This window comes from Exiguobacterium sp. PvP048 (assembly GCF_040549175.1).
Classification (GTDB): Bacteria; Bacillota; Bacilli; order Exiguobacteriales; family Exiguobacteriaceae; genus Exiguobacterium_A; species Exiguobacterium_A artemiae.
Map to the genome: position 1 here is coordinate 1 of NZ_JBEPSU010000016.1, position 14200 is coordinate 14200.

Annotated in this window: 13 protein-coding genes, 3 tRNA genes, 1 rRNA gene, 1 other RNA gene, 1 pseudogene and 1 other annotated feature; of the genes and pseudogenes, 3 read left to right on the forward strand and 16 right to left on the reverse strand. The window is 47.0% G+C overall.

From position 1 onward, the window contains the following. Positions 1-248: 248 nt before the first annotated feature. The 6 genes from ABIC15_RS15125 to tadA all read right to left on the reverse strand — a co-directional run bounded on the left by ABIC15_RS15125 (position 249) and on the right by tadA (position 4034). Positions 249-473: a YaaL family protein gene (locus ABIC15_RS15125; protein WP_012368934.1), complete on the reverse strand. Its 225-nt coding sequence runs from the start codon at positions 471-473 to the stop codon at positions 249-251. After that, positions 470-1069, reverse strand: coding sequence for a recombination mediator RecR (recR, locus tag ABIC15_RS15130; RefSeq protein WP_012368933.1), 600 nt, complete (start codon positions 1067-1069; stop codon positions 470-472). The genes ABIC15_RS15125 and recR overlap by 4 nt, the downstream gene beginning before the upstream one ends. A gap of 18 nt (positions 1070-1087) precedes the next feature. Then, the gene (locus ABIC15_RS15135; RefSeq protein WP_012368932.1) at positions 1088-1408 is read right to left on the reverse strand and encodes a YbaB/EbfC family nucleoid-associated protein; all 321 of its coding nucleotides are present in this window, start codon (positions 1406-1408) and stop codon (positions 1088-1090) included. Positions 1409-1431: 23 nt separating this feature from the next. Then, positions 1432-3117, reverse strand: a complete 1686-nt coding sequence (dnaX, locus tag ABIC15_RS15140; RefSeq protein ID WP_012368931.1) for a DNA polymerase III subunit gamma/tau — start codon at positions 3115-3117, stop codon at positions 1432-1434. Positions 3118-3212: 95 nt separating this feature from the next. Beyond that, positions 3213-3479, reverse strand: an RNA gene (gene ffs / locus ABIC15_RS15145) — signal recognition particle sRNA large type. A 48-nt stretch (positions 3480-3527) separates the two neighbouring features. Then, the gene (gene tadA / locus ABIC15_RS15150) at positions 3528-4034 is read right to left on the reverse strand and encodes a tRNA adenosine(34) deaminase TadA (RefSeq protein WP_041261387.1); all 507 of its coding nucleotides are present in this window, start codon (positions 4032-4034) and stop codon (positions 3528-3530) included. 108 nt (positions 4035-4142) lie between these two features. Here tadA and ABIC15_RS15155 point away from each other — a divergent pair, with 108 nt between their 5' ends. Together ABIC15_RS15155 and ABIC15_RS15160 are read left to right on the forward strand one after the other, a co-directional pair. Next, positions 4143-4772: a deoxynucleoside kinase gene (locus tag ABIC15_RS15155; protein WP_012368929.1), complete on the forward strand. Its 630-nt coding sequence runs from the start codon at positions 4143-4145 to the stop codon at positions 4770-4772. After that, positions 4769-5446, forward strand: a complete 678-nt coding sequence (locus ABIC15_RS15160) for a deoxynucleoside kinase (protein ID WP_012368928.1) — start codon at positions 4769-4771, stop codon at positions 5444-5446. Before ABIC15_RS15155 ends, ABIC15_RS15160 begins: the two co-directional genes overlap by 4 nt. 38 nt (positions 5447-5484) lie before the next feature. Here the strand turns inward: ABIC15_RS15160 and ABIC15_RS15165 are convergent. From ABIC15_RS15165 to pdxS, 8 genes and pseudogenes are all read right to left on the reverse strand, one after another. Continuing rightward, positions 5485-5829: pseudogene (locus ABIC15_RS15165) on the reverse strand (DinB family protein); the annotation flags it as partial. 226 nt (positions 5830-6055) lie between these two features. Further along, positions 6056-6145, reverse strand: a tRNA-Ser gene (locus tag ABIC15_RS15170). A 34-nt stretch (positions 6146-6179) separates the two neighbouring features. Next, positions 6180-6270: transfer RNA gene (locus ABIC15_RS15175), tRNA-Ser, on the reverse strand. 35 nt (positions 6271-6305) lie between these two features. Beyond that, positions 6306-6396: transfer RNA gene (locus ABIC15_RS15180), tRNA-Ser, on the reverse strand. A 137-nt stretch (positions 6397-6533) separates the two neighbouring features. After that, positions 6534-7811, reverse strand: a complete 1278-nt coding sequence (gene serS / locus ABIC15_RS15185) for a serine--tRNA ligase (RefSeq protein WP_012368927.1) — start codon at positions 7809-7811, stop codon at positions 6534-6536. Positions 7812-7874: 63 nt separating this feature from the next. Further along, positions 7875-8083, reverse strand: a binding site (T-box leader). Positions 8084-8095: 12 nt separating this feature from the next. Next, positions 8096-9343: a D-alanyl-D-alanine carboxypeptidase family protein gene (locus tag ABIC15_RS15190; protein WP_012368926.1), complete on the reverse strand. Its 1248-nt coding sequence runs from the start codon at positions 9341-9343 to the stop codon at positions 8096-8098. A gap of 94 nt (positions 9344-9437) precedes the next feature. Further along, positions 9438-10016 carry a pyridoxal 5'-phosphate synthase glutaminase subunit PdxT gene (pdxT, locus tag ABIC15_RS15195; protein ID WP_354021034.1) on the reverse strand — a complete coding sequence of 193 codons (579 nt, stop codon included), beginning with the start codon at positions 10014-10016 and terminating at the stop codon, positions 9438-9440. Continuing rightward, positions 10010-10897, reverse strand: a complete 888-nt coding sequence (gene pdxS, locus ABIC15_RS15200) for a pyridoxal 5'-phosphate synthase lyase subunit PdxS (RefSeq protein ID WP_354021036.1) — start codon at positions 10895-10897, stop codon at positions 10010-10012. Before pdxS ends, pdxT begins: the two co-directional genes overlap by 7 nt. Positions 10898-11027: 130 nt before the next feature. Here pdxS and pdxR point away from each other — a divergent pair, with 130 nt between their 5' ends. Next, on the forward strand, positions 11028-12422 hold the full coding sequence (gene pdxR, locus ABIC15_RS15205; RefSeq protein WP_354021035.1) for a MocR-like pyridoxine biosynthesis transcription factor PdxR: 1395 nt from the start codon (positions 11028-11030) through the stop codon (positions 12420-12422). Between the two features lie 61 nt (positions 12423-12483). Here the strand turns inward: pdxR and guaB are convergent, their stop codons facing one another. Further along, complete coding sequence (gene guaB / locus ABIC15_RS15210) at positions 12484-13950, reverse strand: IMP dehydrogenase (RefSeq protein WP_012368922.1); 1467 nt, start codon at positions 13948-13950, stop codon at positions 12484-12486. Positions 13951-14105: 155 nt separating this feature from the next. Then, positions 14106-14200 (reverse strand): 5S ribosomal RNA (gene rrf / locus ABIC15_RS15215); the annotation flags it as partial.

The window sequence follows — 14200 nt, forward strand, 5'->3', positions numbered from 1 at the left end:
TCAGTTTTCAAAGTTCGTCCGCGCCTGTTTTGGCGACTCAATTAGAATACCAAGTCTGAAACAATAAGTCAACAACTTTTTAAAAGAAGTTTTTTCTTGTTTCGTGCAGTGTGCTCGTCCTCTTAAGGACAAGAATTAATATACCACGATAATTACAACATGACAACTCTTTTGTTAAATTAATTTTAAAAAGAATAGAAAAGAAGGCTACCACCTCAATTACCAAGCGGCAGCCTTCCTCTTTTTCATTATAAGCGAACAGTCGGTAACGAGACTCGCCGTTTCTTCGCTTCTCTAATATAGAAGTAATAAACGGATTCCGCTAACTTCATTTGAGCTTCGAGATCACCACAGTCATCGTAACTGATTTCAAGTAAACGGCGTTTCATCAAGTAGTTTTCTTGCGCCAGCGCCAGTTCACGGAGAAAGCGTTCATCATATTCGCTCCGGATTTTTTTCCGAAACCAATTCATAACTCCCGTCTTCCCTCCATGGCACGGGATAATGTGACTTCATCCGCGTACTCCAAATCACCGCCAACCGGAAGACCATGAGCAATCCGTGTAACACGAATACCGGTCGGTTTCAGTAATCGGGAAAGATACATCGCTGTCGCTTCCCCTTCGATGTTCGGATTCGTTGCCAAGATGATTTCAGTAATGGCTTCATCTGCCTGCAGACGCGTCAATAGACTGGATACATTGATATCTTCAGGACCGATTCCTTCCATTGGACTGATTGCCCCGTGTAATACATGGTACAAGCCCTGGTAGTCCCGCATCTTTTCCATCGCGATGACATCACGTGAATCTTGAACGACACAGACGATTGTCCGGTTACGGTGTTTATCGGAACAAACGTAACACGGATCTTTATCTGTGATGTTCCCACAGATACTACAATATGAGATATCACGCTTTGCGCTCACGAGTGCTTTTCCGAACATCAGCACATCATCTTCTTCCATATCAAGAACATGAAACGCAAGACGGACAGCTGTTTTCGGACCAATACCCGGTAACTTCGTAAAACTTTCGATTAAGCGGCTGATTGCTTCAGGATATTGCAATTCGTTTCCCCCTACAGTTTAAAACATTCCCGGCATGTTCATTCCTTGTGTAAATTTACCCATTTTACTCGAAACGAGTTCATCTACTTTTTTCAAAGCATCGTTTGTAGCAGCAAGAACGAGATCTTGAATCATCTCGACATCGTCCGGATCAACCACTTCTTCTTTAATGATGACATCGATGATATTTTTATGACCATCCGCTACGACAGAGACCATCTCTCCGCCAGCTGTTCCCGTAACCGTCAAGTCCTTTAATTCTTCTTGAGCTTTCGCCATATCTTTTTGCATCTTCTGCATTTGTTTCATCATGTTATTCATGTTTCCCATACCACGCATAATTCTTCCTCCTCTAACTGAAATTAGTCTTCGAATTCTACGATATCACCAAATCGTCCGAGCGTCTCGGACAACAGTCGATCTTCTTCCGATTCGACTGCCACTTCTTTCTCTTCTATATTACTACTATTTCGTTTCGCAACAAACTCTGCTTTTAGTTCTTTCCAATCATTATCGAGAATCGCAAGAATCTGACGTTTCACACCGCAGACCTCAAACAGTGCTTCTTCAATGACGAAACGGGTCCGTTCGTTGGTCATGACCTGTTCAAAATGCCAGCCTTTCCCGTTATCAAACTCAATCAATAATGTATCTTCCGAACAGAGGACCGGTTTACTTTCATGCACCAAAGAGTAAATCGGACCATCTTGTTTAAGGATTAACTTTAAAATGGCATCCCAACGTTCTTGAATTTCAAGAAGCTGTGCCTTCTCTGCACGACTCAACATTTGCCGAATCCGCTCTTTCGCTATCCGGACAGTTGGCCGGGCTTGTTTGCGTTTGGCTGGTTGTTGCGCAGGCGTTCCTTCAGCAGCCGGGACTCCCGTGACTTTCAACTGATGCATCTGTTCCTTCAGTTCCCGTACCTCTTGCTGGAGACTCTGCATGATTTGTCCGGTCGTTCGTCCTTGTTCCGCAATCTGAATGAACGCAATTTCGACCAGGACACGGGGATGATTCGTCAAACGCATCTGCTGTTGGCAGTCATGCAATTGTTCGATGATATGAAAACATGCTTCTGTCTCGATCGTCTCGACAAATGTTTTGAACGCTTCGGTCGGCCGAGCCCGTTCCAAAAGATCAACTGCTGTCGGAGACGTTTTGAGAAGTAACGTATCGCGATAGAAAAAGACCAGATCTTCGACGAATCGTTTTAAATCTTTTCCTGCCCGTTGCATTTTTTCAAGTGTCTGCAACAACTGGTCGACTTGATGGGCTTGCAATGCGTTTGCGACAGCGAGCAGTGCTTCATCTTCCACTGCCCCCGTCACTTCCAGTACAGCATCATCCGTTAGGTCTCCATTCGAAAAGGCGACGGCCTGATCGAGCAGGCTTAAGGCATCCCGCATTCCACCATCCGCTGCCCGGGCAATCAACCGCAATGCGGTTTCCGTATAGCCGATCGTTTGATCCGATAAGATGTACTGCATCCGTTCCATCAATTGATCGACTTCATGCCGTTTGACATCAAAACGTTGGCAACGTGAGATAATCGTCGCCGGTATTTTATGCGGCTCTGTCGTCGCCAGGATGAAAATGGCGTGTGCTGGCGGTTCTTCCAATGTTTTAAGTAACGCATTGAAGGCTCCGGTCGATAACATGTGGACTTCATCAATGATGTATACTTTGTACGCTGCTTCTGACGGCGGATATTTGACCTTATCCCGGATTTCCCGGATTTCATCAACGCCGTTGTTGGACGCGGCATCGATTTCAAACACATCAGGACTTGATCCTTCTGTAATCGCTCGACATGTCGGACATTCGTTACATGGTTCATTTACTGGCGCTTGTTCACAGTTGATTGCTTTGGCAATGATTTTTGCCAGACTTGTTTTCCCCGTTCCTCGTGGTCCAGAGAACAGATAGGCATGCGACATCCGTTCTTCCATCAAGGCGTTTTGAATCGTCCGGGTAATGTGTGCCTGTCCGACGACTTCGTCAAAACGTTGCGGCCGGTACACACGATATAATGCTTGATAGGCCAAGTTTGCGCCTCCTCTATTTATAATCCTGTTTCTATTCTACCTAAAAAAGTCTACAACCGAAACCGGCTGTAGACTTGTTATCTAAAATTAAACTGCCGCGCACCATATTCTGAAATAGGTTCAACATGCGTTACTCACGCAGCCTGCTCAGTCCAAGCGCTCCTGCGGCACACAGAGAGCACCACTTAAGGCTGCTTCCTTCCGGACCTGACCTGGTTCATGGGTATCTGTTGCGCAGGACTCAGACGTCAACGCTACTTACGTAAGGCAGACCACACCAATCCTATCCCTCGATATGGAATTCAGTCTCGCTATAGCGGATTGCGAGTGACAGGGAACCGCTACATCCCCACCTAGCACGGCAAATGGTTTATCGTATTTTAGTGGCACTTGTTTCGAGTGCTTTTTCATTATACTGTTTCATCGGTCCCGTTGCAACCCATTGCCCGTTTCCGTTGTTTCTTTTTCGCCCGGAGCTCCCGGAAAAAGGACGTCAACATCTCACCGCACTCCTGTTCAAGAACGCCACCCGTTAATTGCGAAACATGATTGAACCGTTCATCCTGGACTAAATTCATCAAAGTGCCGCAACATCCACCCTTCGGATCAACGGCTCCAAAGATGACGTGTTCGATCCGCGACAGCATGATGGCCCCTGCACACATCGGACACGGTTCAAGCGTCACATAGAGTTCGCATCCTTCGAGACGCCAGTTGGCGAGCTTGTTGCAGGCTTCTTCAATTGCGAGTAATTCGGCATGTGCCGTCGCCTGATGATTCGTTTCCCGGTGGTTATAACCGGTCGCAATCACCTCATCGCCTTTGACGATGACACAACCAATCGGGACTTCACCGATTGCTTTTGCTTTTTTTGCTTCCTCAATGGCAAGGCGCATATAGTGTTCATGCCGTTCCATCATCACACTTCCTATCTTTACAAAAATTCTCCCGCTGAAACTTCGGCAGGTGCCGCTGCTTTGTGCTAAAATATAAATTGCACTTTGCTGAACGGAGGGTAATTGAATATGTTCATAACGGTTGAAGGACCTATTGGTGTTGGAAAAACTTCACTTGCTAACGCCATCAGTCACCATTTCTCATTTTCTATGTTACGCGAAATCGTCGAAGAAAATCCCTTTCTTGGAAAGTTCTATGAAGACATCGAAGAATGGAGTTTCCAAACGGAAATGTTCTTCCTGTGTAATCGCTTTAAGCAGCTCGATGATATCGAACGTCACTATCTCAGTAAACAACGCTCTGTCGTCGCTGATTATCATATCTTTAAAAACCTTATTTTTGCCCATCGTTCTCTGAAAGTCGAGCACCTTGATAAGTACGAACAGATTTATTCGATCCTGACAACGGATATGCCAAAGCCCGATGCAGTCATTTATTTAGATGCAAGCATCGACACGTTGATGAAACGTGTTGCTCTACGCGGACGCGAGATTGAAGAAAACATGTCACGTGCTTACCTTGAACAACTGGCGGCTGACTACGAGACGTTCGTCACAGATTACCAAATCAAACATCCGGAAGTGAAAGTCATCCGATTCAACGGAGATGAACTCGACTTCGTCAAACGGCCGGAAGATTTAGAATACGTCCTGACAAAGATCCGCAACGAATTATATGAAGGAGCGAACCACGCATGAACTCGAAATTACGTGAAAAGTATAACATCCCGGCAGATGCCGTCATTACGATTGGTGGAATGGTCGGTATCGGTAAATCGACGATTACAAACGGTCTAGCAGACTCTCTTGGTTTCCGGACATCTCTTGAAAAAGTCGATACAAACCCTTACCTGGACAAATTTTATCATGATTTCGAGCGCTGGAGCTTTCACTTACAAATTTACTTCCTTGCTGAACGTTTTAAGGAACAAAAGAAAATCTTCCAATACGGCGGCGGTTTCATTCAAGACCGTTCGATTTACGAAGATACAGGTATCTTCGCGAAGATGCATTTCGAAAAAGGAACGATGTCACCAACGGATTACGAAACCTACTCGAGTTTGTTTGACGCCATGGTCATGACACCATTCTTCCCGCATCCGGATCTCCTGATTTATCTCGAAGGCTCGTTTGAACAAGTTCTTGAGCGGATTCGCTTACGCGGACGCGAAATGGAACAACAAACGCCAATCGAGTATTGGGAAGAGATGTACGAACGTTACACGAACTGGATCAATAACTTCACGATTTGTCCGGTTCTCCGTTTATCAATCGATGAATACGATTTATTAAACGAGCCGGAATCGATCGAACGGATTTTATCAAAAATCGATAAACAACTTGAAGTTGCCCGCACTGCTAAAATCCGCTAATCCAAAAGCCCGTCGACATTTCTGTCGACGGGCTTTTTTCAGACTGCAGTGACTTGTTCAATTTGAGACCGGTGATGTAAATCATGTTGCATCATGGCCCCTAAAAAATCGAGAAGCGAAATGGTTTTTCCTTTTGACGTAAACGTATCCGCCAAACGTTCTTCCGGAATCAGTTCAACGGCACGATGCAAGCGGTCACGACTGACTAAGAATTCGTCAATCGTCAAAATCCGTTGTTGTTCCCGGCTCATTTTTGCCGCCTCTTCATTAACAGCCTGGCTGTCCGGTTTTACACGAAATGGCTCATTTGCCAAGATAAACGGCAAGCGTTCCGCGACAAGGAACCGGTCCCACGGTGATAGATGACCGATGATCTCAGCGACCGTCCATTTCCCTTACGCATAAGGCGTCCGCCATGCTTCCTCTGATATGTGTTCAAGACTGCGGACAAATTCCATCGTGTCTTGGTAATGGGTGAGTAACGTTTGTTTCGTGAGTGTCATAATTGCTGCTCCTTTTTCTGTCTAAGATGTAGGAAAACATAGCATGCCACTCTCGATCGATGCAATAAAAAAGCACCTCACCATAAATGGGAGATGCTTGTATAAGCGGAGTCGGTGGGATTCGAACCCACGCGGGCCTTGCGACCCCTAACGGATTTCGAGTCCGTCCCCTTCAGCCGGGCTTGGGTACGACTCCATGTTAAATGTAATTTTAGGTAAAAAAAAAGAAGTGGAGGAGGCGGTGGGATTCGAACCCACGCACGGCTTTCGCCGCCTGACGGTTTTCAAGACCGTTCTCTTAAACCACTTGAGTACGCCTCCAAGTTATATGTAGTTTTCAGGTAAAAAAAAAGAAATGGAGGAGGCGGTGGGATTCGAACCCACGCACGGCTTTCGCCGCCTGACGGTTTTCAAGACCGTTCTCTTAAACCACTTGAGTACGCCTCCGTACTTATAATTGAGCGTCGTATTGTACGAGCGCCTTCCTGACATAAATTATGATAGCATCTTGGTTTTATTGTGTAAAGCTTTTTTCTAAAAAAACTTTTTAAAAAATTAGAAGGGGGAAATCTCCCCCTTCCTACTTATCCTTGAATGACTTCAAGACCGCCCATATAAGGACGAAGTACTTCTGGAATAACAACTGATCCATCTGCTTGCTGGTAGTTCTCAAGAATGGCAGCGACTGTCCGACCGACTGCAAGTGCTGATCCGTTTAATGTATGAACGAATTCCGGTTTAGCATTCGCTTCCCGACGGAAACGGATTTGTGCCCGGCGTGCTTGGAAATCTTCAAAGTTTGAGCAAGAAGAAATCTCACGGTACACCCCTTGGCTCGGCATCCAGACCTCGATGTCATATTTCTTTGCAGCTGTGAAACCAAGATCCGCTGTACACATGCTGAGGACCTGATACGGAAGTTTAAGTAATTTCAAAACTTCCTCCGCTTGCCCTGTCAGCAATTCAAGCTGTTCGTATGATTCTTCCGGTTTGACGAAACGGACGAGTTCGACTTTGTTGAATTGGTGCTGACGGATTAAACCGCGCGTATCACGGCCGGCAGAACCTGCTTCAGACCGGAAACATTGGCTGTAGGCGGCATAACCGATCGGCAATTGATCCGCTGACAAAATTTCATCCCGGTGCATGTTCGTCACCGGTACTTCTGCTGTCGGAACAAGGAAGTAGTTCGTATCTTCGACTTTGAACGCATCTTCTTCGAATTTCGGAAGCTGTCCTGTTCCTGTCATAGAATCCCGGTTGACCATGAGCGGCGGCAGGATTTCCGTATATCCGTTTTTGTCCTGGTGTAAATCCATCATGAAGTTGATCAATGCCCGCTCAAGACGTGCACCGGCACCGCGGTAAAAGACGAAACGGCTTCCCGTTACTTTTCCGGCCCGTTCGACGTCAACGATTTTCAACTGTTCCATCAAATCCCAGTGGGGTACAGCTTCAAAATCAAACGCCGGCTTGTCACCGACTTCGCGGATGACGACATTATCATCTTCCGTAGAACCGATCGGAACGCTGTCATGGGGAATGTTCGGAATACCGAGTAACAACAGATTCAGCGTCGCTTCGACTTCACGCAGTTCTTCATCGAGGGCTTTGACTTCATCCCCGACTTGGCGCATCGCAGCAATTGCTTCATCCGCATTTTCTTTGTTGCGTTTTAGTTCCGCGATTTTTTTTGTCGCTTCATTTCGTTCCGCTTTCAGGACTTCTGTTTTGGCAATCAATTCCCGGCGTTTTTCATCAAGGGCGATGAACCGGTTCATATCCGTTAAATCTTCTCCCCGGTGAGCCAGTTTTTCTTGAATCGCGTCAAAATCCTGACGCAGTCGTTTAATATCAATCATGTTTCTTCCTCCTTTTTTTCAATAAAAAAAGGCAATCCATCCCTCTCCGGTTCTAAAAAACCGAAGAGGGACGAATCACCTGGATCCGCGTTGCCACCCTCATTGCTGATCAGATCAGCCAACTCTAAAGACGCGATAACGGGCGTACCCGCACCTTGTTCGCAAGGTGTGTGATCCGGCTCGATTCAAAGTATCCTTCTGACTAGTTCGCACCACCCACTAGCTCTCTTAACAGAATAAATGCTTCTACTTGGTCCGTTCATGACATCATTATGAGATTAGCTTTACTTTACACTATCCCCTTTACGGTTGACAAGGGTTGGTTGATGAATCGCTTGACTGATTTTTTTGGACCAGGCCGAAACGGCGCGGAACAAGCGGATCTGGAAGCTCGCCAGCTCAACCTTCGCAGCACTGGTTACTGTAGCTTGAGGAACAGTGAATCCGGGTAAGTATCGTCCGCTGTCTTCCACTTGGACGGTCCCGATGATTTCACCTTCTTTTAACGGTGCTTCTGCTTTTGAAAATTGAAAGACAGGCGTATGCGGTTTCGCTTGGTTTTTTAACACGGTCACATACAATGCTGTTTTCGTCACGACATCGTAGCGGGATTGTTTTGCCCCCCGAATCGGCAATACACCTTTGATTTGTTCCCCTTTTCCGTAATACGTCAACGGTTCAAAAAAAGAAAAACCGTAATCCAGCAGTTTTTTCGTTTCTGCAAACCGGGCTTTATCGGATGTCGTTCGCATGACGACCGATACGAGTGTTAAATTCCCGCGTGTAGCGACACTCGCAAAACAGTATCCGGCAAGGTCCGTCGTCCCGGTCTTCATCCCCCGCATTCCGCTGTACGCATACGGTTGGCGCGGCAACATCTTATTGGAGTTTTCGACCTTTTCTCCATTGATTGTAATGAACGAACGTTTTGTCACATCTAATACATCCGGATAGTCTTGAATATAGCGGATGATCAAAAGAGAGATATCCATCGCCGTCATCAAGTTTGTTCCCGGTAATGTCGCATCGACGGCATCGAGTCCTGAAGCATTGGCGTATTCGGTATCTTCCATCCCTAGTGCAACAGCTGTTTCATTCATTCGTTCCACGAACTGCTTCTCCGTTCCGGCCATGACTTCTGCCAGGAGAACGGCGGCATCGTTAGCCGATTTAATAAAAGCTGCGTCGTACAATTCCCGGATGGTATACGTTGTTTTCCGAATCGGCAACCGGGCAATTCCCGGCGTTTTCGCAAGCTTCAGTACTTTTTCACTTGGGCGAACCGTTTGATTCCAAGATAATTTTTTTTGCTCAATCTGCTGACGCACGAGATAAAGCGTCATTAATTTTGTCATCGAAGCCGGGGGCAGAGCCAAATCAGCCTGTTCAGCCAATAAAATCTTGCCTGTTACCGCATCGACCATTATGTAAGATTCTGCCTGAATGTCCGGTGTCTCTGCATGACCTGTCATCGGCTGTCCACCAGCAGTCAGTATAAGGACACTCAGAAAGAGTGTGAAAAGACGTTTCATCGGTCCTCTCCTTCAAATGATGTTATATCTTTTCAGTGTAGCACAAAAAAAGAAACCGACAGCCGGAAACTGACGGTTTCTCTCTTACTTTTGATTAAACAGAAACAGCTGTCCGCCGTCTGATTTTTTGAATGAAATAATCATGAAGACGCCGATCTGAAGTCAGCTCCGGATGGAAGGAGCAGGCGAGATGAAGATCCGTCTCGACGACAACGGCGGCTGTCCCGATTGCAGCCAGGACACGTACTCCTTCTCCGACCTGTTCGACGAAAGGAGCTCGAATAAAAACAGCTTCAATATCCTGACCGGCACCTTCGACGTTCAAGTAGGTTTCAAAACTGTCGATTTGTCGTCCGAACGCATTGCGTCTGACCGTCATCGGAATCGCCCCTAAATGGGAAGGACCTTCAGTCAATTCGCTTGCCAGCAAAATCATCCCGGCACATGTCCCGAACATCGGCAACGTGTCAGCTTGACGTCGCAAGACATCCAGTAAACCATAACGGTCAATCAGCCGGCGGATCGTCGTCGATTCGCCGCCAGGAAAGATTAAACCGTCGATTCCGTCCAAGTCCGCGCTTGATTTGACGATCATCGTTTTGACTCCAAGCAGATGAAGCATCTCTTGATGTTCGCGCACGGCGCCTTGGACACCTAATATACCGATTACCATCCGCGTGATGCCATCCGTTCTTCAAACGGCATCGACGTCACATCAATTCCTTTCATCGCTGTTCCGAGTCCTTTCGACAGATGGGCAATCCGTTCGAAATCGTCTTTGTATGTCACGGCTTCGACAATCGCTTTCGCGACGCGTTCCGGATGTTCCGATTTAAAGATACCGGAACCGACAAATACGCCTTCGGCTCCAAGGTGCATCATCAATGCCGCATCGGCTGGAGTCGCGATTCCGCCAGCCGCAAAATTCACGACCGGAAGACGTCCTGTTGTCTGAATCTGTTGTAAGACCTCGTAAGATGCGCCCCACTCTTTAGCACGCGTCATCAATTCATCCGGTTGTGAATGAAGAATCTGGTGGAGTTGTGCTTGAATCTTGCGCATATGCCGGACAGCTTCGACGACATTGCCGGTTCCGGGTTCCCCTTTTGTCCGGATCATCGCTGCTCCTTCTGCAATCCGGCGCGCCGCTTCTCCTAAATCACGTGCTCCGCAGACGAACGGTACTGTAAACGATGACTTCAATAAATGATACTCCTCGTCTGCCGGCGTCAGGACTTCACTTTCATCAATAAAGTCAACACCCAACGATTCGAGGACCCGTGCTTCGACGATATGTCCGATCCGGCACTTCGCCATCACGGGAATGGATACTGCCTGCAGAACCTCTTCCGTGATGAGCGGATCGGCCATCCGGGCTACTCCCCCGTCACGCCGAATATCCGATGGCACCCGTTCAAGTGCCATGACAGCGACCGCTCCGGCGGCTTCTGCGATTTTAGCCTGTTCCGCATTCACGACATCCATGATGACGCCACCCTTTTGCATTTCAGCCATTCCCCGTTTGACACGATCTGATCCTTGTTGCCGTTCCATCATTATGAACTCCCCCTAGACAGTGATAGTATTTCCAATCGGTGATACTTTTTAGTATATTCCCCGTTGACTATTTTAAAAGTATCAGTTTATGATAAATTAACCAGGTCAGTAAAAAGGGAGATCAGTTATGGACATGTTATCGTTTGAGTTGATACGGGACGGAAATCGTCCGCTGTACGAACAACTGTACCAGCAAATCCGTCAGGAAATCATTGAAGGACGCCTTGCTTACGGAACGAAATTACCATCGAAACGAAAGCTTGGTCAGTTTTTAAATCTCAGCCAGACGACAATCGAACTGGCTTATCAACAGTTGGTCGCAGAAGGATATGTCGAATCCGTTTCCAGGAAAGGTTACTTCGTCTTAGCCTACGAAGAACTGGCATACGTCAAAACAACGCCTCTGCCGACAAGTCAACGTTCAAATCAACAACCAGCCATGCGTTACGATTTTCATCCCAGTAAAATCGATGGCTCATCCTTTCCTTTCTCCCGTTGGCGAAAACACGCAAAAGATGTCATCGACGAACAACATCAATCACTCGTCTCGCTTGGACACCCGCAAGGTGATCTATCATTACGTCTCGAGATTGCGACGTACCTCTACCATTCACGGGGAGTCGTCTGTTCGCCGGAGCAGATCATCATCGGTTCCGGTGTTGAGCAATTGTTACCGCATATCATCTTTTTATTAGGAAAAACGACAACCTATGGCATCGAAGATCCCGGGTATCATGCGACACGTCTGATCCTTAAAAGTCATGAACGATCGGCGGTTCCGATTCCGGTCGACCAAAACGGCTTAGTGATTCCTTCCCTCGTTCAAAGTCCTGTCGATGTTATGTATGTGACACCGGCTCACCAGTTTCCGTCGGGCAGTATTTTATCCGTCAATCGACGCCGTCAACTGTTAAACTGGGCCGCTGCATCGGATCGCCGTTATATCATCGAAGACGATTATGATAGCGAATTCCGGTACAGCGGAAAATCCATTCCTTCTTTGCACAGTATGGACAGTGAACGGGTGATTTATCTGAGTACATTCTCCAAATCACTGATGCCGTCCCTTCGCATCGGATATATGGTACTACCACGACCTTTATTGGAACGCTATCAAACTGAATTTCCATACTATACGTGCAGTGTCTCCCGATTTGATCAGACGATTTTGACGCGCTTCATGAAAGAGGGCGACTTCGAGAAACATTTGAACCGGATGCGAAAAATCTACCGCCGCAAACTTGATGTCGTTGTCCACGCTCTCCGGGATGTACCTTTTCTGAAATTGACGGGAGAAAGTGCCGGACTGCATGTCGTCCTTTCCGTCTCGAATGGCATGGGGGAACAGGAATTGTTGCGGCGAGCGAAGGACTCCTCGATTCAAGTGTATGGATTATCGGATTATGCCCAGTTGCCGTTATCCACAGCTTATCCACAAATTGTCCTCGGGTTTGCCAGTTTAACAGAACAACAATTGATGCAAGGACTGACCGAACTAGTTACCGCTTGGCAGTTAAAATAAAAGTATCCACAAGGTTATCCACAAAAAAATCCTGCGGCCTATTCAGGTCGCAGGATTTTGATTATTGACGTGTATAGTTTGAAGCTTCTTTCGTAATCTGAATATCGTGAGGATGGCTTTCCTGTAACCCTGCACCTGTCATCCGGATGAACTGTGTTTCTTCACGTAATTCTTCAAGTGAAGCAGAACCACAGTATCCCATTCCTGAGCGGATCCCTCCGACGAGTTGGTAAACCGAGTCACCGAGTTTACCGCGATATGCGACGCGACCTTCGATTCCTTCTGGAACAAATTTCTTGTCAGCTTCTTGGAAGTAACGGTCTTGGCTGCCGCGTTTCATTGAGGCTTCCGATCCCATACCACGATATGTCTTGAATTGACGGCCTTGGTAAATCTCCATTTCTCCCGGGCTTTCTTCCACGCCGGCGAGAAGGCTGCCTAACATAACCGCATGACCGCCTGCTGCAAGTGCTTTGACGATATCACCAGAATACTTGATCCCGCCATCAGCGATAATCGAGACACCGTGCTTACGGGCTTCTGTTGCACAATCAAAGACTGCTGTGATTTGTGGAACACCGACTCCGGCCACGACACGTGTCGTGCAGATAGACCCTGGTCCAATTCCGACTTTGATGACAGAAGCACCTGCTTCAATCAAGTCACGTGTCGCTTCAGCTGTTGCGACGTTTCCTGCGATGATCGGCAAGTTCGGATACTCGTCCCGAAGTTCGCGTACTTTCACGAGAACCCCTTCTGAGTGACCGTGTGCCGTGTCGACGACCAATGCGTCAACTCCTGCATCTACGAGGAACTTGGCACGAACCGAGGCATCTTTCGTTACACCGACAGCTGCTGCGACGAGCAGACGTCCAAATGAATCTTTGGCTGCATGCGGATATTGCTCAACTTTTTCAATATCCTTTGTTGTAATCAAACCTTTTAAAACTCCGTTCTCATCAACGAGTGGTAACTTTTCAATCCGATGTTTGTGGAGAATCTGTTCGGCTTCTTCTAAAGAGGTACCGACTTTTGCTGTGACCAGTTCTTCCGTCGTCATGACAGTTTCAATAACCGTCGAGTAATCTTTCACGAAACGGAGATCGCGGTTGGTTAAGATACCGACCAATTTGCGTTCTGTTTCGTTATTGACGATCGGAACACCTGAAATCCGGTACTTACTCATCAAATATTCAGCATCATAGACTTGTCGTTCTGGCGTGAGGTAAAACGGATTTGTAATGACACCATTCTCCGACCGCTTAACACGATCGACATGTTCGGCTTGATCTTCCATCGACATGTTCTTGTGGATGACTCCAAGACCACCTTGACGTGCCATGGCAATCGCCATTGGAGCTTCTGTTACGGTATCCATCCCTGCACTGATTAAAGGAATGTTTAATGTAATTCCTTCGCATAATGTTACAGACAAATCAACATCTCGCGGTAAGACACTTGAACGACGTGGTACGAGCAAGACGTCATCAAACGTCAAGCCTTCTTTAGCAAATTTGTTCTCCCACATGTTATCCACTCGCTTTCTCTTCTATAAAAGAATATTGATGTTATGGTAACAAGCGAGAGGTGGCATGTCAATGACTCCACCAATAATCAGAACAATCTGAAGTTTCACATAACACAAAAAGACCGACCTGCAAAATGCAGATCGGTCTTTTACTGGCCTGGCAACGTCCTATCCTCACAGGGGGAAGCCCCCAACTACTTTTGGCGTTCAAGTGCTTAACTTCCGTGTTCGGCATGGGAACGGGTGTGAC